19 protein-coding genes are annotated in these 18,777 nt (G+C 64.4%); 9 read left to right on the forward strand and 10 right to left on the reverse strand.

The genetic code is table 11. From position 1 onward, the window contains the following. Positions 1-96: 96 nt before the first annotated feature. The 4 genes from K7G82_RS06400 to K7G82_RS06415 are packed head-to-tail and all read right to left on the reverse strand — an operon-like array spanning position 97 to position 6,500. Positions 97-1,431: an APC family permease gene (locus K7G82_RS06400; protein WP_222988988.1), complete on the reverse strand. Its 1,335-nt coding sequence runs from the start codon at positions 1,429-1,431 to the stop codon at positions 97-99. Then, a complete protein-coding gene (locus K7G82_RS06405) occupies positions 1,428-2,936 on the reverse strand; it encodes a S10 family peptidase (RefSeq protein WP_246623307.1) in 1,509 nt (502 codons plus the stop codon). Before K7G82_RS06405 ends, K7G82_RS06400 begins: the two co-directional genes overlap by 4 nt. Continuing rightward, the gene (locus K7G82_RS06410) at positions 2,920-5,007 is read right to left on the reverse strand and encodes an amidohydrolase family protein (protein WP_343228535.1); all 2,088 of its coding nucleotides are present in this window, start codon (positions 5,005-5,007) and stop codon (positions 2,920-2,922) included. The genes K7G82_RS06405 and K7G82_RS06410 overlap by 17 nt, the downstream gene beginning before the upstream one ends. Beyond that, entirely contained in the window at positions 5,004-6,500 is a 1,497-nt protein-coding gene (locus K7G82_RS06415; RefSeq protein ID WP_222988989.1) for a S10 family peptidase, read from the reverse strand. Before K7G82_RS06415 ends, K7G82_RS06410 begins: the two co-directional genes overlap by 4 nt. Before the next feature lie 276 nt (positions 6,501-6,776). Between K7G82_RS06415 and K7G82_RS06420 the strand changes: the two genes are divergently transcribed. From K7G82_RS06420 to K7G82_RS06435, 4 genes are all read left to right on the forward strand, one after another. Beyond that, positions 6,777-7,256 (forward strand): Lrp/AsnC family transcriptional regulator, encoded by a 480-nt coding sequence (locus K7G82_RS06420; RefSeq protein ID WP_222988990.1) that lies wholly within the window; start codon positions 6,777-6,779, stop codon positions 7,254-7,256. Between the two features lie 551 nt (positions 7,257-7,807). Continuing rightward, complete coding sequence (locus tag K7G82_RS06425; RefSeq protein WP_222988991.1) at positions 7,808-10,060, forward strand: TonB-dependent receptor; 2,253 nt, start codon at positions 7,808-7,810, stop codon at positions 10,058-10,060. Between the two features lie 11 nt (positions 10,061-10,071). Then, the gene (locus K7G82_RS06430) at positions 10,072-11,574 is read left to right on the forward strand and encodes an amidohydrolase (RefSeq protein WP_222988992.1); all 1,503 of its coding nucleotides are present in this window, start codon (positions 10,072-10,074) and stop codon (positions 11,572-11,574) included. Positions 11,575-11,585: 11 nt separating this feature from the next. Further along, positions 11,586-12,323, forward strand: a complete 738-nt coding sequence (locus tag K7G82_RS06435; protein ID WP_222988993.1) for a VOC family protein — start codon at positions 11,586-11,588, stop codon at positions 12,321-12,323. Positions 12,324-12,459: 136 nt separating this feature from the next. Here the strand turns inward: K7G82_RS06435 and K7G82_RS06440 are convergent, their stop codons facing one another. Then, on the reverse strand, positions 12,460-12,957 hold the full coding sequence (locus tag K7G82_RS06440; protein WP_222988994.1) for an FKBP-type peptidyl-prolyl cis-trans isomerase: 498 nt from the start codon (positions 12,955-12,957) through the stop codon (positions 12,460-12,462). Positions 12,958-13,198: 241 nt separating this feature from the next. Between K7G82_RS06440 and K7G82_RS06445 the strand changes: the two genes are divergently transcribed. The 4 genes from K7G82_RS06445 to K7G82_RS06460 all read left to right on the forward strand — a co-directional run bounded on the left by K7G82_RS06445 (position 13,199) and on the right by K7G82_RS06460 (position 14,572). Continuing rightward, positions 13,199-13,582: a hypothetical protein gene (locus K7G82_RS06445; RefSeq protein ID WP_222988995.1), complete on the forward strand. Its 384-nt coding sequence runs from the start codon at positions 13,199-13,201 to the stop codon at positions 13,580-13,582. Positions 13,583-13,686: 104 nt separating this feature from the next. Next, positions 13,687-14,109, forward strand: coding sequence for a hypothetical protein (locus K7G82_RS06450; RefSeq protein ID WP_222988996.1), 423 nt, complete (start codon positions 13,687-13,689; stop codon positions 14,107-14,109). Continuing rightward, complete coding sequence (locus K7G82_RS06455; RefSeq protein ID WP_222988997.1) at positions 14,106-14,423, forward strand: hypothetical protein; 318 nt, start codon at positions 14,106-14,108, stop codon at positions 14,421-14,423. The genes K7G82_RS06450 and K7G82_RS06455 overlap by 4 nt, the downstream gene beginning before the upstream one ends. Further along, positions 14,420-14,572, forward strand: coding sequence for a hypothetical protein (locus tag K7G82_RS06460; protein WP_222988998.1), 153 nt, complete (start codon positions 14,420-14,422; stop codon positions 14,570-14,572). Before K7G82_RS06455 ends, K7G82_RS06460 begins: the two co-directional genes overlap by 4 nt. 99 nt (positions 14,573-14,671) lie before the next feature. Here the strand turns inward: K7G82_RS06460 and K7G82_RS06465 are convergent, their stop codons facing one another. Further along, complete coding sequence (locus K7G82_RS06465) at positions 14,672-16,102, reverse strand: purine-cytosine permease family protein (RefSeq protein ID WP_222988999.1); 1,431 nt, start codon at positions 16,100-16,102, stop codon at positions 14,672-14,674. A gap of 374 nt (positions 16,103-16,476) precedes the next feature. Between K7G82_RS06465 and K7G82_RS06470 the strand changes: the two genes are divergently transcribed. Next, on the forward strand, positions 16,477-16,887 hold the full coding sequence (locus tag K7G82_RS06470) for a lysozyme inhibitor LprI family protein (RefSeq protein WP_222989000.1): 411 nt from the start codon (positions 16,477-16,479) through the stop codon (positions 16,885-16,887). A gap of 838 nt (positions 16,888-17,725) precedes the next feature. Here the strand turns inward: K7G82_RS06470 and K7G82_RS06475 are convergent. From K7G82_RS06475 to K7G82_RS06490, 4 genes are all read right to left on the reverse strand, one after another. After that, positions 17,726-17,962: a hypothetical protein gene (locus K7G82_RS06475; RefSeq protein WP_222989001.1), complete on the reverse strand. Its 237-nt coding sequence runs from the start codon at positions 17,960-17,962 to the stop codon at positions 17,726-17,728. 13 nt (positions 17,963-17,975) lie between these two features. Continuing rightward, complete coding sequence (locus K7G82_RS06480; RefSeq protein ID WP_222989002.1) at positions 17,976-18,239, reverse strand: hypothetical protein; 264 nt, start codon at positions 18,237-18,239, stop codon at positions 17,976-17,978. A 32-nt stretch (positions 18,240-18,271) separates the two neighbouring features. Then, on the reverse strand, positions 18,272-18,538 hold the full coding sequence (locus K7G82_RS06485) for a hypothetical protein (RefSeq protein WP_222989003.1): 267 nt from the start codon (positions 18,536-18,538) through the stop codon (positions 18,272-18,274). A 1-nt stretch (position 18,539) separates the two neighbouring features. After that, positions 18,540-18,777 (reverse strand): hypothetical protein (locus K7G82_RS06490; RefSeq protein WP_222989004.1); only part of this gene is annotated, 238 nt, incomplete at its 5' end.

Consider the following 18,777-nt stretch of genomic DNA (forward strand, 5'->3'; position numbering starts at 1 on the left):
GATCTTCCTTGAACATGACGCCTGTCTACCGGCAGCGGCGGGCAGTAATTATTCGATCTCGGGCGCGCCGGCGCCGATTGCGCATAATTTGCGCGGCTATTCGCCCAAAGCGCGCTTGGCCTGTTCGGCCGAGTCCCGCCGCCCCTTCGCGAACCAGTAGACCAGCCCGACGACCAGCCAGCCGCCGACCAGCAGATAGGGACGCGGATCGGCCTCCACCCCGAAGACGCCGACGAGCAGCGCACAGACCACGCCCGCATAACCGACCATCACCACCGTCCGGCGCGACAGGCGCAGCGCCGATCGTGCATGCAGTTCGGGATGATGGCGTGCGACCACCGTCGCCGAATAGGAACAGGCCATATATTTGAGCATTGTCGGCACATTGACCGCGAGCAGCAGGAAGATCAGGCTGGGCGGCATCAGCAGGCCGGACATCGCGCAGACATAGCCGAACAGGATCGCCCGGTGCGGTGTGCCGAAGCGCGGATGGATCGCGCCGATCGCATGCGGCAGGGCGCCGTTGCGGCCCATCGCGAACAGGCTGCGCGAAAAGGTGAGCGCCGCGGCGTTCATCGACTTGACGATCGAGAAGCACGCAGCGCCGACGATCAGCGGCACCGCCAGATCGCCCAGCGACACCTTCGCGGCGTCGAGCAGCGGCGCGGAACTCCCGGCGAGCGCCTCCGGCCCGACCAGGCCGAGCGCGGTGACCGCGACCAGGCCATAGACCAGAGCGGTCAACCCGATCGCCAGAGCGATGCCCAGCGGCACGTTGCGCTGCGCATCGCGCACTTCCTCCCCGATCTCGACGGCGGATTCGATGCCCAGGAACAGGCTGATCATCAGCGGCACCACCGCCAGGACAGCGAGCGGCGGGGTATCGAGCGGATTGTCGACCAGCGCGCCGTTGAAATGCGGCAGGCCGGTCGCGACGAACACGGCCAGGATGATCAGCAACAGCGCCATCAACTGCGCCTGCACCCGCGCGGCGATCGAGACGCCGACATAGTTGAGCGCGAAGACGGCGGTGATGGTGACGGCCATGCCGAGCTTGAGCGGCACCGGCACGACCATGCCGAGATAGCTGATCATCACCTGCGAAAGGATGGTGAGCGCGCCGACATTGGAAACGATCCGCAGCCAGGCGATGATGAAGCCGACGCCGGGATGGATGAAGCGTTTCGGCCATTCATAGGATGCACCCGAGATCGGCAGCGCCGATCCGAGATAGGCATAGGCGACCGCGAAGACGAGCATCGGCAGCGCCGCCACGCCGATCGCGGCGAGCAACCCCGATCCCGCCACCTGCGCGGTGGGCTGGAGGATCGAGAAGATCGAGACGCCGATCGCGGTGCCGGCACCGAAGGTGACGACGCCGGTGAGCCCGACGCTTTTGCGCAGCGTGGCGCCCTGGGCCCCCGTCGTCATTCGCGGCCACCCACAAAGGCGCGCAGATCGCGGATCAGCGCGGCGCGCGCCTCCGCCCCGACATAGGGCATATGGCCCGAGGGATAGGCATGGAAGCGCGTCGCCGACAGCGGCACGCCGACATGGGCCAGCGTATATTCGGCGCTGCCGATCGGCGTGACGAGATCGTACCAGCCGGTGCCGACCATCAGGCGCATCGCCGGATTGCGGCTCATCGCCGCCGCCAGATCGGTGCCGTAATTGCGCCCGACCGGCACGCCGGGGCCGAAGCCGTAATCCCAGCGCCCGTTGACCTCGCGAAAAGCGATCGGTTCATAAGGCAGGTCGAGCGTCACCTTCAGCGTCTTCGTCGCATAATCGCCGAATGCGGCGACGAAGCCGGGCACATATTGGCCCATGGCGGGATCGTCGGCGACGGGATCGCTGCCCGCCCCCAGCGACGGCAGCACGAAGCGCGCATCATACATGCCCACGCGCTGCCCCCGATCGGCGAGCAGCAGCCTGGCGAAGGCCGCGCCGGAAATCCGGAGATCGGCCGCGAGGATATCCTTTTCGGCGATACCGATCAGCGCCGACAATTCGCGCGCGACCGCCGCCTTGCGATCGGCGGGCAGGCGCGAACCGGCATGGAGCGCGGCCAGATAACCGCCCTCGATGAAGCGGCGCGCCGCATCCCCCTGCCCTTCCGCCGTGCAGCCGGCGGCGACCTTGCCGAAATGGCAGGCGGTCGCGGCCAGCGACGGCAGGATGTTCAGATAGGGACGGTCGTCGCCCTCCGCGCCGCGCGCCATGTCGAGCGCCTGGCCGAGCAGCACCACGCCGTTGAGCGCCAGCCCGTCCATCCCGCCGGTCTGGGTCGGCCCGCCCGCCATCAACCGCGCCATCACCGCCGCGCGGATCGTGCCATAGCTTTCGGAAACCAGATATCTGGGCGAATTGGCGCGGCCATGACGGCGCAGCCATTGGCGCACCACCTCCACCATCGCCTTCGCATCCTGTTCGACGCCATAATATTGCTCGACCTTGGCGCCCGGCAGCACGCGGCTATAGCCGGTGCCCGGCGGATCGATCAGCACGATATCGGCCATATCGAGCGGACTGTCCGGATTGGCGACGGTGCCGAAGGGCGGAACGGTGCGCGGGTTCGCGGGATCGTCGAAATCGACGCGGCGCGGCGCCATCAGCCCCAGATGCAGCCAGATCGAGGCCGAACCCGGCCCGCCGTTGAACGCGAAGATCACCGGACGCGTGCTCACATCCTTCACGTCGCCGCGAACATAGCTGGTCGCGAAGATGCTCGCGCCGGGCAGCAGGAACTCCTCGACCGCGGCGGCATAGCGCAACCGCGTCCCGCCGATCTCGGCCTGCCCTTCCGACCGGAAGATGCGCGGCTCCGCCGTGGTTTGCGGCGGAGGCGGAGGCGACGGCGGTGTCTGGGCCTGTACGGTTCCGGCCGTCAGCAACAGCGCCAAGGCGGCGATGGCGCGATCAATATGCATCTTCATGCCCCCCATGATCATTCCCTTCGCGCGCCGCCAGTTTCTCCGCCGGCCGGATCGCGGGCGCGGTGGTGAAGGGCTGGATGCCCAGCGCCGCGTGGATCTCGGACGGAAAATAGACCACCCCACCCTTCATCACCATGCGCGGGCGGCGGATGGCGGTGATGTCGCGCGTCGGATCGCCGGGCACCAGCACGAAATCGGCGAGCTTGCCGCGCGCGATACTGCCCAGCCGGTCCGCACGGCCCAGAAATTCCTCGGCCCCCAGCGTGCCGGCGCGCAGCGCCTCGGCCGGGGTCAGGCCCGCCTTCACATAGAGTTCGATCTCGCGCTGCACCGAAAAGCCCGTCGCGTCGTCGGTGCCGGGCAGCAGGCGGATGCCCGCCTTGTGCAGCATCCCGATCGTCTCCAGCATCTTGGCGACGCCCGCCTGATAGGCGGCGTCCTCTGCCTTGTTCGCGATCGTCACGAAGGAGCGCTTGCGATAGCGCTGGAAGCCGATCGGCATGTGCGACAGGAAATCCTCCTGCCCCGGCGGCACCTGTCCGGCGCGGCTGAGCATGAGCTGTTCCAGGATGACGGCGGTGGTGTCGAGCGCGGTGCCGTGCGTCTTCATCAGCCCGACGGTGCGCTGCACAGCCTCCGCATTCAGGTCGAGCGATCCGGCGCGCGCCATCGCGGTCAGGCGCAGCGGCGTGCGGCTGTCCTCTTCCGGCTTCAGGATCCAGCCGAGCATGAGCTGGTTGATATGCGCGATCGAATCATAGCCGTCGGCGATCATCCGGTCGGGCGAGGTGAAGGCGGGCACATGGCCCGTCACCTTCAGCCCCAGCCGATGCGCTTCCGCCGCGATCGGCTTCACCCAATCGGGGTTCATCGAATTGTAGATCTTGATCTCGGCATAGCCGCGATCGGCATACCAGCGCACATTGCCGAGCGCTTCCTCCACCGTCGCCGGGATGAAGCCGAACCGCGCCGAATAGGGGCTGCGCCCTTCGATGAAGCCATTGGGCACGATGCGCGGCCAGGCGACCTCACCCGCGTCGATCTTCGTCAACAGCCCCTGGAGGAAGCCATTGTCGTTGCCCATGTCGCGCGTCGCGGTGACGCCGGCGGCCAGGTACATCAGCCCGGCGGGCAGCGTCGCGTGCGAATGCATGTCGTGCAGCCCCGGATAGAGCGTGCCGCCCTCGCCATCGATCACCACTTCGTCGGCCGGCACGGGCCGCCCGTCCTCCGCCGTCACCTGCGCGATCGTGTCGCGCATGACGACGACGCTCGACAGCGGCGAGAGCGTCCCCGTTTCGGGATCGAAGACGCGGACGTTGCGCACGCGCACCGGCGCGTCGAAACGGTGCGCCAGTTTCCGCTGGAGTTGCAGCGCGCGCTCGGTCTCCAGTTCGGAGCCGAGCTTGCCCAGCAGCGGCACCGCCGCTTCATTGCCGGCGCGGATCGTCGTTCCTTCGGCCGAGGGGCCGAACAGCGCGAACAGCTTCTGTTCGCCGTCGAGCAGCAGATAGCTGGGATTGAGCTGGACCCCGGTCAGCCGCCACGCCGTCACCTCCGTCGCGGCGGCGCCCTCGCCCAGCGTCAGCGTGCGCAGCTTCTCCATGGTGATCCGGCCCGAGGGCAGCACCGCGATGCTGTGATCCGGCGCCGCGAGCGCCGCGCGCGCATAGACCCAGATCGCATAGGGACTGTCGTCATTGACCACGTAGAGCGGCGGCCGATCCGCCTTGACGGCGCCGCGATCGGCCTGGCTCGTCCAGCGCGCGCGGCCGCCCGACCAGGCGAAGCTTTCAACAACCGCGCCGCCCATCAGCGACGTGCCCTTGATCGTCCAGGCGATCGGGATGCCCTGTGCGTCGAAGGTCAGCTCTTCGCGATGCTTGGGGCCGCGTCCGTTATTGTCGATCCGGTAATCGACGGTGGCGCGGCTGCCCTCGCTTTCGATGACGAGCGAGCCGACGCTCTCGCCATTGGACAGGATCGACAGCCGCTCGGTCGCGGCAAAGGCCATGGGCGATGCGGCGAGGAGCAAAGCGGCGGCGAGCGCGCCTGCGAAAACGCCCCTCACGGCCGGCGCACCAGCGTGCGGATATCGTCGCCGATCGTCTTCGCGGTCGCCGCCACCGAATAGCCGGTATGGCCGCCGTCATAATAGCGCAGCGTCACCCGCGCCGGATCCCAGCCCGATTGTGTCGCCAGCAGTTCGGCCGCCCCCATCGTCGTCTGGGTATCGTAGATGCCGTTGCCGATCAGCAGGCGGAAATCGGGATTCCGCGCCATCATCGCGCTGATCCCCTGATAATAGGGCCAATCGGCAAAGGGGCTCGTGCCGTCGCCCCACCCCCAATCCTCGAGACTGGTGATGCCGACTGCGGGCACATAGGGATCGCTCCACGTCACCTTCAGATCGTCGCGCAGATAGATGGGCAGGAATTTCTGGACGCCCTGCATCAGCACATCCGACGGATCGGGAGCATTGCCCTTGTCGGTGATCGGCGCGGTATAGCGCGCATCGGCACGGCCGAGCAGCAGCCCGCGATCCTTGAACAGTTCGGCGCGATAGCGTTCCTTGCTGATCTTCAGCCCGTTGGCGAGATACCAGTCGGCCGGGATGCCGCTATACTCCGCCAGCCGCGCGGCGACGCGTCTTTTATCGGCGTCCGACGCGGCGCTGCCCTGGTAAAGCACCGTCAGATAATCGCCCTTCGCGAAGGCGCGCGCATCGGCCAGGAAGGCATCGAGCCCGCGCCCCTTGCGATCGGCGCGGCCGTGATACCAGCCGATCGCCGCGACCGTCGGCAGCGATGCGACATAGCTGGTGACATTGGCCGGGCGCTGCGAATATTCGACGATATTGGCGGCCTGGCCGTACAGGAAGATGCCCGCCAGCGGCAGCGGATCGGGGCCGGCGGCAAGCTGGCCGGCAATCTCCGCCGCGCGATTGGTGCCATAGCTTTCGCCGGTCAGATAGACGGGCGATCCCTCGCGCCCGTGCTGCTTCAGCCAGGCGCGGATATAGGCGGCGAACTGGCGCGCATCGGCCTCGACCGAGAAATAGGCCCTGGGATCGGTGCCCGGCGCGACGCGGCTGAAGCCGGTCGAGGCGGGATCGACGAACACCATGTCGACCGCATCGAGCGGTGAAAATTCGTTGGCGACCAGGCGGAAGGTCGACGGAGCGGCGCGGACATCGTCGGGATAGGCGACGCGCTTGGGCCCGATGCCGCCGATATGCAGATATTGCGCGGCGACGATCGGCCCGCCGTTGAACAGGAACATCACCGGCCGCGTCGCGGCGTCCACGCCGTCGCGCGTATAGGCGAAGCTCACGATCCGCGCGGCTTCGTTCCGGCCGGTCGAGATCGCGATCCCCTCCACCGTCGCCGTATAGGCGACCGCCTGCCCGCCAAAGCGCCCCTGGTGGTGCGTGATCACGGCGGGATGATCCACCTGATCGGTGACGGGTCCGGCGCCGGGCTGCTGCGCGGCGGCGGGCGCCGCCAGCGCGAGCGCGAGCGCGGTGCCGAACGCCAGGGCAAGCTGTGATCCGATGGTTTTCATCTGCGATTGGTCCTCCGATCCCGCCACCTTATGGAGCCGCCAGCGAAATACTTATTCGAAGATCGGGTGAACCCGACCGAAGCGTGCATAGAATTTCCTCGCCCACCCGCCCCATCGGCCGATAATATGGGCGAAATCCAGCCCGCGCGCGAAACATCATCACGGCAGGACCGGCGATCCTGAAATAGGTTTCACGCGCATCACCGGGATCGCCGGCAAATTTATGTTGCGCCTTCGCCGCCCCCGGCGCCACATGGCGCGGAAAGGATGAGCCCCATGACCGAAGCACTGACCCCGATCGACCTGAAGATCCTGGAACAGGTGCAGAAGGATGCGGCGCTATCGACCACCGAACTGGCCGAGCGCGTCGGCCTGTCGCAATCGCCCTGCTGGCGACGGCTGCAGCGCCTGCGTGACGAAGGCTATATCACCGGTCAGGTCGCGGTGCTCGATCGCAAGAAGTTCGGCGACAGCCTCTATATCTTCGCGACGCTCAAGATGGTGACGTTGAGCGAGGAACAGCGCGCCGCGTTCAACCGCAAGATCGACACCATCCCCGAGATCATGGAATGCCACACCATTTTCGGTGAACGCGACATCATCCTGAAGATCATCGCCGAATCGCTCGAATGGTACCAGAAGTTCATCTTCCGCGTAATCCTGAAGCTGCCCGGCGTGCAGGATGTCCAGTCAACCGTGACGCTGGCCGAGATCAAGCAGACCACGGCGATTCCGGTGCGCAAAAGCCGGTATTGAGCGCTCCCCATCGCGGCGACGCGGCGCGAATCCGGCACTGCTCAAGCGAACAAGCACGTTCGCGCGGCACGCTGAACATCACGGGCGCCGCGATGTGGATTTGAGGTGAAGGCTATTTCTCCTCCCTGCCGCGCCGTGGGTTGACCGCGCGACACAGTCGCGTCGTGGAGGGGAAATGCCGCGCATCCCTCCGTGCGGCATTTGCCGCCGATCCTTGGGATTGGTGCACATCCCGAACCTGAATGCGATGTCGACATCGCCCTTCCTCTCCGCCACGCCGCTTCGCGTCGCCCCTCCCCCCGCTACGCGCCGGGAGGAGGAGTACGGCCTTTGGCGGTCGTTGAGCGCGCCATTCCCTGCCCCCCCCTTTTGCTGCACTGCAATAGCCATCCTTCCCGATAGCGAAGAAATGGTTTCCCGCTTGCGCCGGAACCATCGTCCGGATGCGCTTGACCGATAATGTCTATTGATTAGGTAGACATTTCTCGAATCCAGACCGGACAATCAACACCATGAAAATAAACAATAAATACTCAGCGCTACTGTTTTTTGTGTCTCCGCTGGCGCTGTCGGCAATTCCCGCGCATGCCGAGGCGGTCGATGCGGAAACCGCCGATCAGGCGGCCGCTCCCGCCGATCCGGCCGGTCAGGACAGCGGCTACACCGACATCGTCGTGACCGCGCAGAAGCGCGAGACCCGTTTGCAGGAGACCCCGGCGAGCATCCAGGCGGTCACCGGATCGACGCTCGAAAACGCGGCCGTCTTCGGCCTCAACGATCTGACCAAGGTCGCCCCCGGCCTGGTCGTCACCGATGCCGGCCCCGGTCAGCGCCGGGTGTCGCTGCGCGGCATCCGCTCGTCGGGCGAGCCGCAGGTCGCGATCTATTATGACGAGGCCCCGCTGGCCGGCGCGCCGGGCACGACGAGCGATTCCGGCGGCAACCAGGGCGACCTGCAATTGTTCGACGTCGATCGCGTCGAGGTGCTGCGCGGTCCGCAGGGCACGCTTTATGGCGCCAGTTCGATGGGCGGCACCATCCGCGTCATCCATGCCAAGCCCAGCGACCGGTTCGAGGCCGGTGTCGACCTGGTGGGTTCGACCACGCGCCATGCCGGCGAGAATTACCAGGCCAACGCCATGGTCAACGTGCCGATCATCGGCGATCGGCTGGCGGTGCGCGCGGTCTACTTCCGTCGCGAAAATGCCGGCTGGATCGACAATCCCGCGCTCGGCCAGGAAAAGACGAACCGCGAGGAGACCGAGGGCGTGCGCCTGCTGCTGCGCGCCAAGCCGACCGACTGGCTGACGCTCGATCTCGGTTTCCATTATTACGACGCGACCGGCGCCAATCCGGTCTGGGCGCCGGGGCTGGGCGAATTCGTCGGCGCCAACCGCGTCAATCTGGATTTCCGCGACAAGAACCGGCTGTACACCGGCACCGCCAAGGCCGATCTCGGCTTCGCCGATCTCGTGTTGACCGGCGCCTATCAGGACCGCGACAGCCTGTTCATCCGCGATCCCTATTACCTGCTCGCCGGCGCGCCCAACAACCAGACCTTCTGCCGCCGTCATTTCACCGCCGCGGTCTGCGCGACGCCGCAGGGCATCCAGGATTTCAACGCCTATGTCGCCAGCGTCACGCCGGTCGCCTATGTCTCGCCGCAGACGATGAAGAACGGCACCGCCGAAGTCCGCCTGCAATCCAAGGATGACGGTTTCCTGAGCTGGACGGTCGGCGCTTATTGGTCGCGGCGCAGTTCCTGGGTCGGGTCGAACGGCGTGCTGGTCGATGCGCATGGCGACCTGCGCGAGAACGAGCCATTGGTCTATACGCGCCAGGTGCGCGATCGCCTGCGCCAGCTCGCCGGGTTCGGCGAGGTCTCCATCCGGCCGTTCGACGGGCTGACCGTCACCGGCGGCATCCGCTATTACGACTATCAGCGCATCGTGGCGGGCGACACCCAGAAGGGCTTCGACCTGATCAACTTCGCCGTCCAGCCCTGGACGGTGCGCGAAACCCGCGAGGACGGGCTGCTCTACAAGGCCAATATCGCCTGGCAGGCTTCGCCCAGGCTGCTCGTCTATGCGCAGGCGGCCTCGGGCTTCCGCCCCGGCGGCGCCAACCAGGTGCTCGGCCTGCCCAGCTCGTTCACGCCCTATGAATCGGACAAGCTCTGGACCTATGAAACAGGCGCGAAGGCGACGCTGCTGAACGGCCAGTTCCTGTTCAACGTGACCGGTTACATCACCGACTGGAAGAACCTGCAGGTCAACGGCACCAGCGGCACCTTCGCCTTCCTCACCAATGCCGGCGACGCGCGGGTGAAGGGCATCGAGGTCGAAGCGGTCGCGGTGCCGACGCGCGGCCTGCAAGTCTCCGCCAATATCAACCTGCTCTCCGCCAAGCTGACCACCGATCAGATCAACGATCTGGTGATCGCCAGCGGCCGCAAGGGCGATCGCGTGCCGCAGACGCCGAACATCAGCTACACCGTCGCCGGCCAGTATGAATGGGATGTCGGCGGGTTGAAGGCGCTGGTGCGCGGCGACCTCAACTATGTCGGCCGCTCCTATGCGGATTTCCGCCCCACCTCCACCGCCTATCGCCGGCTGGGCGACTATGCCGCCGTCGGTGCGCGCGCGGGCGTCGGCACCGATCAATGGGGCGCCTATCTGTTCGTTTCCAACCTGTTCGACGTGCGCGGGCGGACGACGGCGGGCAATGTGCTGGGCGGTACGATCGAGCAGATCACGACCATCGCGCCGCGCACCATCGGCCTCAACCTGAAATTCGGCATTTGAGGGGAATGACGATGGCATTCATACTAAAACTGGGCACACCGAAACTGGGCGCGGCGCTGCTGCTGGCGAGCACCGCCGCCCCAGCGCTTGCCGACGCCCCTGCGCTCGCGGACACGCCCGTCCTGCCCGACGCTGCTGCGCAGGACCGCGCGGCGACGATCCTGCCGATCGCCGCCGCCCTCGAACCGCGCCTCAATACCGTGTCGCGCGAGGTGTGGAGCCTGTCCGAAATCGGCTTCAAGGAAGTGAAGAGCAGCGCCCGGCTGCAACAGGAGCTGAAGGCGGCGGGCTTCCGGATCACCCCCGGCGCCGGCGGCATGCCGACCGCCTTCATCGCGGAGGCGGGATCGGGCGGCCCCGTCATCGCGCTGCTCGCCGAATATGACGCGCTGCCCGGCCTCGCCCAGGCCGCCGTGCCCCATGAAAGCCCGATCGCGGGCCAGGTCGCGGGCCAGGCCTGCGGCCATAACCTGCTGGGCGCGGCATCGGTGACGGCGGCGATCGCGATCAAGGGCTGGCTGGAAAAGAACAAGGTGCCGGGCACGATCCGGCTCTATGGCACGCCCGCCGAAGAGGGCGGCTTCTCCAAGGTCTATCTGGTCCGTGACGGCTATTTCAAGGATGTCGACCTGACGCTGACCTGGCATCCGGGCGACCGCAACGGCGCGACGCCGGGGCGTTCGCTCGCGATGATCTCCGGCAAGTTCCGGTTCCAGGGCGTGGCATCGCATGCCGCCGCCGCGCCGGAACGCGGCCGCTCCGCACTCGACGGCGTGGAGGTGATGAACGTCGCCGCCAATTTCCTGCGCGAGCATGTGCCGTCGGACGCGCGCATCCAATATGTGATCACCAATGGCGGCGGCCAGCCCAATATCGTGCCGGCCAATGCGGAGAGCTTCTATTTCGTCCGCCACCACGATGCCGCGGTGGTCAAGGATATCTGGGGCCGCATCAGGAAGGCGGCGGAGGGCGCGGCGCTGGCGACCGGCACGAGCGTCCAGGTCGAGCTGATCTCGGGCGCCTACGACACGCTCCCCAATATTACGCTCAACCGCATCGTCCACCACGCGCTCACGCGCGTCGGCGGCTATGCCTATACGCCGGCGGACGCGGCGTTCGCGAAACAGATCATCGCCACCTATCCCGATCGCGGGATCGCCGAGAGCGACCCTTCGGCGATCGAACCGCTCGGCCCCGAACGCAAGGGATCGGCATCCTCCGATGTCGGCGATGTGAGCTGGGTGACGCCGACCGCGTCGCTTTCCACCGCCACCTTCGTGCGCGGCACATCGCCGCATAGCTGGCAGGCGGCCGCGACCAGCGGCACCCCGATCGGCGAGAAAGGCGCCCTCGTCGCCGCCAAGACGATGGCGCTGACCGCCGCCGAGCTGTTCCTGACGCCCGACGCGATCACCGCCGCCAAGGCCGAGTTCGAACAGCGCCGGGGGCCGGACTTCAAATATGTCTCGCTGGCCGGGGATCGCAAACCCGCGCTCGACTACACCGATCGATAAGGAGGTTCACCATGCACGACTTTTCACGCCGCGACCTGTCCCGCCTGGCCGGGATCGGCCTGGGTGCCGGCCTGCTGGGCGGCGCATCGCTCGTCAATGCCGCGAAGCGCTCGCCTGCCAGGAGCGGGCTTGCCCTCGATCATATCGTCTGGGCGGTGCCGGATCTGGATGCCGCCGTCCGGCAGATCACCGATCTCACCGGGATCGCGCCGGTTTCGGGCGGCAAGGCGCCGGGCCGGGAACAGCCGCATAATGCGCTGCTGAGCTTTGGCGGCGGATCCTATTTCGAGATCTTCTCGCCGGCGCGCGCCGGCGGCGGGGGGCGCTGGGGAGAGGCGATCGCCGATGGCAAATCCCGGATCGTCAGCTATGCGCTGCGCGCCACCGATCGCTTCGAGAAACTGCGCACGGCGATCGCCGCGAACGGCCTTGGCTTCACCGGCCCACGTGCGATGGGCCGCGTGCGCCCCGATGGCGGCGCGGTGAACTGGGAATTGCTCAACGTGACGGGCACGCCGTTCGACGACGCCCTGCCCTTCTTCATCGACTGGCTGGGCTCCAGACCGCATCCGTCGGAAAGCTCGCCCAAGGGCGCGACGATCGCGTCGTTCGTGGTCGCGCACCCACAGGCGGATCAACTGGCGGACGTGTTCCGCGGCCTGGGCATCGATACGCCCGTCGTGCGCGCGGCACGACACGCCATCCACCTCCAGCTCAACACACCGGCGGGCAAGGTCTGGCTCACCTGACGAGCGAGCTCTGCAAACACACCTGCCCCGTCATTCCGGCGAAAGCCGGAATCTCCCGCTCTACGTCGAAGGAGATTCCGGCGTTCGCCGGAATGACGGATGGAATTGTCGGATGGCGCCATACCCGACGCCGATCTCATTCCGGCCCGACGATGCCGAGCAATTCGATGGTGAAGACCAGCGTCGCGCCACCGGGAATGGGCCCGCGCCCGATCGGGCCATAAGCCAGGTTCTGCGGGATCGCGAATTCGAAGGTGTCGCCGACGCTCATCAAGGGCACGCCTTCCTGCCACCCCCGAATGAGTCCCCCCAGCGGAAAGGTTGCGGGCTCGCCGCGCGCGATCGAGCTGTCGAATTCGGTGCCGTCGATCAGCCGCCCGGCATAATGGATCGTCACCACATCCGCGACGGTCGGACGCGGGCCCGATCCGTCGCCCTTCACCCGGCGATAGCGGATGCCGCTCGCCGTCGCCCGCCAGCCTTCGGATGCGGGCAGCGTCAGCAGATAAAGCATCTGGCGGTTATGATAGGCGGCGTCCTGGCTCGGCCCCTCGGGCTGGGCCGGCTGCGCGGCCGCCGGCGCGGTGCAGGCCAGCGCAAGCGCCATGGCCGGCGCGATCCGTGTGAAACCCATCATAACCTCCCCTTTCACCGTCGCGCCGCACCGGGCCGACATCGAACATGATGCGCGAGCGCGCGACGTCCGCACATGACGCGTGCGGGCGTTGGTGGCCGGTAGGCTGTTGATGCGCGATAGGCAATCCGGTGCGCCGCCGCTTTCGGCACCGCCCGCTTCCGCGAACCGGGCCACTCGGGAATAGCATCCAGCCTTGACCGCCCCGATAGTGCGGAAAAACCCGGAGCCGAGGATGCCCATGCCGAGCCGATTCCCCGCCACAGTCGTAGCCGCTCTCGCCGCCATTGCCTTCGCCGTTCCCGCGGCCCACTCCGCCGAGCCGGCATCCGATCTTTCCGAAGCACTGCGGCAATGCGCGACCGGCCATGCGCTGGGCCTGGCGGCGAAACAGGCGGACGACGGCCCCGATCGCATCGCCGAGACCGCGCTCCAGCTCTGCTATCAGGAGAATATGGAGGCCCAGAACGCCTTCCGCGCCGAACAGATGCGGCAGGAACCCGGGCTTGGTGCCGACGAACTCGTCGGGCGCTGGGACCGCCGCCGCGAGCAGCTTCGCGCGGCGCTGATCGAAGCGATCAGGGCTTGCCGTACAGGCGGCGGTGGACGATGCGGACCGTCCTGACCTAGAGCAATCGACGGAAATCTCCGTCGATTTTACTTGAACGACGGAAATATCCGTCATACAGCACTTCCCACGCCAATCCCGGCGCAGGAAGGGTTCATATCTTGGATGCACTCATCATCGGCCCGGTCGCCGGGCTTGCGGGCGCGGCACTCAGCGCGCTCGCTTGTGGCTGGCATTGCGGCGGCAAGATCCAGCGGCGCGATGCGCGGATCGTTCAGCTCGAAACGCTGGTCGGCCGGCTGGAAGGCGATCTGGTCCGCCAGGCCGGCACCATCCTGGCCCGAGACCGCGAGATCGAGCGGCTGACGCGCAATGCCCGCGCCGCCGGCCGCGCACTCGGCGAGGCGCTGGCGGAGCGCGACGCGGCACTGGCCGGCGCGGACAAGCCCGGCACCAAGGCCGGGCGCAAGAGCGGCGGCACGGGCGCACGCACCACCGGCATCCAGATTGCGGCAACCGCCACCCGCACGGCGGCCACCGTGCGCGCCGCAACGCGGCGGCGCAAACCGGCGGGTGCGGCGTGACGCATGCAGCCCCCGGCCAGGGATGCGCTGTTTCGGCGGCCCCCGCCCCTTCGCCCCTTTCCGCCCGCCGCGGCTGGGTCCATCGCGGCTGGTCGCACGTCCATGAAGATGAAAGCGATGCCGATCGCCACGGCACCACGCACTTCGCCGAACGTGCGGGGGAACGGCGGGCGCTCCATTGGTCGCCCTTCCGCCCTTATTCGGAGCGGCATTTCCGCCGCGCCGTCGATCTCGGCTTTCCCACCGCCGCGACCGGCACGATCCTGCCGGAGGAGATCGACCGGATCTGGGCGGCCCGGAGCCCGGCGGCGTGACGCGGCGGCTGCGCACCCAGGCCGCCTGCATGGCATCCGCGCAACGCGGTTTCGGCGCCTTCTTCGATGCGCTCGAGCGGCCGACGCCCGCGATGCGTGCGCTTTCGGATGCCGCCGCGAAGCTGCGGCGGATCGAGGAGGAGCGCTGACCTGCAAACGCCTCCGGGTGAGTGCCGGCATGCGCGCCAGGCCGGTCCGGCCTGGCGCAAAATCGCAGGAAACCGGCGAAATCGGGCAAAGTAATCGGGCTATGATTGCGCAAGCCCATCGGCGCCTTCGCGGTTCACGCCATCGAGGATCATCCTCTCCGGCACCGCCGGCGAATTGCGTTTAATCAGGTAATAGAGCAGCCCCGTCACGACGAGGCTTACGATCCACGAGATATCGGCGCCGCCGAGCATACTGGCGATCGGTCCCTCATAGAGCGGCTGGTTGAGGAACGGGATCTGGATGAGGATGCCGAACAGATAGCAGCCGAGCGCGGTGCGGTTATAGGCGCCGTAGCGCCCCGCCGGATCGTAGAGCGCCGGCACGTCGACCTTCTCTTTCGAGATCAGATAATAATCGACGAGATTGACGGCGCTCCAGGGCGTGAAGACCGCCAGCAGCAACAGCATGAAATTCTTGAATATGGAGAGGAAGTTCGCGCTTGCGAGCAGCGCGATGACGAGCGACAGGCCGACAAAGCCGAGGATGCAGAGCGCGCGCGCCAATGGCGAGACGCGGCTCTGCCGGTTGAACGCGGTGACGGTGGTCAGCAGCGCCATGAAGCCGCCATAGGCGTTGAGGCAGTTCACCGTCAGCTTGCCGGACGCGATCACGAGATAGACGAGCGGCGCGCCATGCCCCGCCAGCGCCCCGAGAAAGCCCACCTGGTTCGACAGGAATTTCGCGCCGAGCGCCGCGACGAGCACGCCGAAACTCATCGCGATCTGCGCCGCCATCGCCGAGCCCAGGAAGGTACAGAAGAAGGTCCGCACAGGCGAGGTGCCGGACGGCAGGTAGCGCGAATAATCCGCGACATAGGGGGCGAAGGTGAGTTGCCAGCCCGCCGACAGCGCCACGGAGAACAGGAAACTCGCCATCGTCGCCGGCTGCTGGCCGAAGGCTGACGAAACATCGTGCTGCCGGAAAAGCTGCCAGGCGAGATAGCCGAAGCCAAGGATGCTGATGACCGTGGCGACCCGGCCGATCAGGTGGATCACCCGGTAGCCGAAGATCGCGATGATCGCGGTCGCGGCGCCGAAGACGATCATGCCGATCGCCGGATTTTCGACGCCGAGCAAAAGGTTGATCGCCTGCCCCGACAGCACCGTGCCGGTCGCCGAAAAGCCGAGATACATCAGGATGACGAGCAGCAACGGCAGCGTCGCCCCCTTCACCCCGAATTGCGCCCGGCTGGAGATCATCTGCGGCAGGCCCAGCCGCGGCCCCTGCGCCGAATGCAGCGCCATGACGATGCCGCCGAACAGGTTGCCGACGGCAAGGCCGATGATCGCCGTCAGCGCCTCCGCCCCGAAGACGACGGCGAGCGCCCCATCGACAACGGCGGTGATCTGGAGATTGGCCGCGAACCAGAGTGTGAACTGATCGCGCGGCAGGCCATGGCGTTCGTTTTCCGGAATCCGGTCGATCGTCCGGGTCTCGCTGATGCCCTTCCCTCCGGCGCCAGCGCCCATTCCAGCCTCCCCCTCGCGATGCAGCCCTGTCGCGCATTTATGTATATACATATCAGCCATCGCCCGATCGCGATGTCAATGTCATTGACGGGTGGCGGCGATGGAGTTGCGTATCGACAGGACGGCTTATCCGGATGCCCCGCCACGCAATGTGCGAGATTGAGAGAGCCGATCGCCGGCACGTTCTGCGGGCTCTGTAAATAGAAACCGCCGGGAATTTTTGATCGATAATGGACATGGTCGGATATTTACAGATCCGTTCCCGATCCTAATCTGATGTCCTGCAACCGGCCTCGCCGCCATCAAAACCGGTTGGGCAGCGACTGCCCAGCGGGAGGATCGAGATCATGCCATCCGGTAACAAGGGAACGAAGATGAAGCGGGCGATCACCTTATCCGCAATGATGATCGGGTTGTTCTGCGCCATCCCCGCAGCCGCGCAAACGCCGGAGGAAATCGATGCACGCTATTCGCGAGAATTTGGCCGCTGCATAGATATGTCTCAAACGACGAGTGACACGGTCAACTGCCAATTAGCAGAAATCGATCTACACGACACAAAACTTAACAATATTTACAAGATAACAATGTCAAATCTCCCCAATCAATACAAAATAAAATTACGAACCTCGCAGAGAAAATGGATTCACTATCGCGACACAACCTGTAAAAATGAATCAAAATCAGAGGAAGGTGGGTCGTTTTGGACGATACTATACAATGGATGCATTACGTATGAAACCATCAAGCGCTTGATATGGCTGGAAATATACAAAACCAGATGATGGAAACTACGGTGCCAGTTTACTAAATATGCAAATTAGAGCCGCACCTTTATGGGTGAGAATACGGCCAGCCCGGGCTTCAAGGTCGGCGACCCAGGCTGGATTGCCGATGGGACGGCCAGAGGTTTCCGATCTGCGCAGCGCGCGCAATGCCGCGCTATCGCCCGCAGGATCGGACAGGAACTCAGCAAGGGCGCCAGAGCGATCGAAGACCGGCGCAACCCGTACCAGGCTGCCTCCTCACCGCGCGCGCACGGGGTTGAGCGATACGTAGCGAACGGCATGCGGCAGATGCTCTTCGCCCACCACCACCGCACCGAAACACCTCTGCCACAAATGGCCTGTCCAGCGATTTCGGGCATTGATGAACCCGGCATAGCGTCAGTGCGCATCCACGAAGGCGCGGCTCAGCCCGTCCTCATCGGACGGTGCCACGATCATATGCACATGGTTGGGAATCAGGCAACAGCACCAGATCTCCGTCCCGGCCCGTTCGGCCGCCTTCGAAGAAGGCCTGGCATCCGACGATTGCCGCACTGCGTCACATGATAGGGAAGTCCCGGCAGGACAAGGCGGGGCAAGCGGGCCATTTGTGCAACATGCTCCTATTTCGTAAATTTAGTAAACTAGCACCGTAATTACTGCCCTGCGTGATCATTCCATTCGGTCACGTCCAGCCACACCCAGTCGCACGATCCACGAATGCCGCTCTTCTGGTCAACCACGACGATATCTTCGGACGCACCGTTGCACAATAGCGCACCCTCAAACCTCGAAAACGCGAGCCAAAACCGAAGATTTAGGAATTACCGCACATGCCACAGCAATTTAAAATATACTATTTTATATATCCTACCTTTTTAAGAATATAGATCATAACTTCATCAAACTCATTATCATCGAGCACCCCATCTTTCCATTTCCGAACTACAATCTGAGAGAGCCCATCAAGCCCAAGAAAAAATTTGTCAAAATCCAGACCCAGATCCAGCCTATTTATTCCCGGATTTTTTAATACATATTCCTTAAATATATCTGATGGCATATGACCGGATAAAATTTCTGCAAACCCCATTATAAAACAATCCTTATTTTGATAACACAACCAAAATATTTCCTGTTACATATATCGGCTCACCAACCAATCCATACCCAAGATCTTTTGAAATTCTTCCATTCCATGCATTTAAAGTAGATTCCTTTGGAGACATTCCCAAATCTATATTTTTATTGTATTCTTTAAAATTATCACTGCGATCATTTTTGATCCAATACCCTCTTATACCTTTGACTTTTACACCATACGCCTCCAAACGACGGATAGCACTAAGCACCATATCGAGCACGATCACCTAAGGCTTTCACGCCCAGCTCCAAACAGCAACTACTTGTCTTTTAAAACAAAATATCCAGCCTCTTTGAGACATATTATCGTTTCTTTATCGAACACCTCATCCGAAATTCCCGGCCTTCTTTTTTTTATCGCCCCTTTCCAGTTCCAGATCACACTCTGAAATGACCTGTCCACCTCTGGAAAAGCCGCAAAAAAATCCATTCCCATTTCACCTCCTGAAGATCCAGGATTCTCAGTGAGATACTTCTTGAAAATATCTGATGGTCGATAACCGGATAGAATTTTTTCAAAATCCACATCAATCCTCCTTCGGTTTCAAAAATACAAATTTTGTACAACCATAACCATCAAAAGGTCCATCAACTACTGTATACCCTAAATCAGATGCAATCCTTCCTGTCCAAGTATTTTTAGGCTGTGAACCCATAAAGGCGACTGGTGAGAGCACGTGCAAATGAGGCGTGCAGACGCTATGCCTTGGCCCAAAGGGGGCTGAATGACTGGAAACTTGCTTCTGTGGCGCTGGTCGCCGGAGT

Origin of the sequence: Sphingomonas colocasiae, assembly GCF_019880585.1 — a bacterium.
GTDB lineage: Bacteria > Pseudomonadota > Alphaproteobacteria > Sphingomonadales > Sphingomonadaceae > Sphingobium_A > Sphingobium_A colocasiae.

Coding starts and splice junctions, on each gene's coding strand:
- K7G82_RS06400 (WP_222988988.1), bottom strand. CDS start 1,431: ATGACGACGGGGGCCCAGGGCGCCACGCTGCGCAAAAGCGTCGGGCTC.
- K7G82_RS06405 (WP_246623307.1), bottom strand. CDS start 2,936: ATGAAGATGCATATTGATCGCGCCATCGCCGCCTTGGCGCTGTTGCTG.
- K7G82_RS06415 (WP_222988989.1), bottom strand. CDS start 6,500: ATGAAAACCATCGGATCACAGCTTGCCCTGGCGTTCGGCACCGCGCTC.
- K7G82_RS06420 (WP_222988990.1), top strand. CDS start 6,777: ATGACCGAAGCACTGACCCCGATCGACCTGAAGATCCTGGAACAGGTG.
- K7G82_RS06430 (WP_222988992.1), top strand. CDS start 10,072: ATGGCATTCATACTAAAACTGGGCACACCGAAACTGGGCGCGGCGCTG.
- K7G82_RS06435 (WP_222988993.1), top strand. CDS start 11,586: ATGCACGACTTTTCACGCCGCGACCTGTCCCGCCTGGCCGGGATCGGC.
- K7G82_RS06440 (WP_222988994.1), bottom strand. CDS start 12,957: ATGGGTTTCACACGGATCGCGCCGGCCATGGCGCTTGCGCTGGCCTGC.
- K7G82_RS06445 (WP_222988995.1), top strand. CDS start 13,199: ATGCCGAGCCGATTCCCCGCCACAGTCGTAGCCGCTCTCGCCGCCATT.
- K7G82_RS06465 (WP_222988999.1), bottom strand. CDS start 16,102: ATGGGCGCTGGCGCCGGAGGGAAGGGCATCAGCGAGACCCGGACGATC.
- K7G82_RS06470 (WP_222989000.1), top strand. CDS start 16,477: ATGAAGCGGGCGATCACCTTATCCGCAATGATGATCGGGTTGTTCTGC.
- K7G82_RS06475 (WP_222989001.1), bottom strand. CDS start 17,962: ATGGGGTTTGCAGAAATTTTATCCGGTCATATGCCATCAGATATATTT.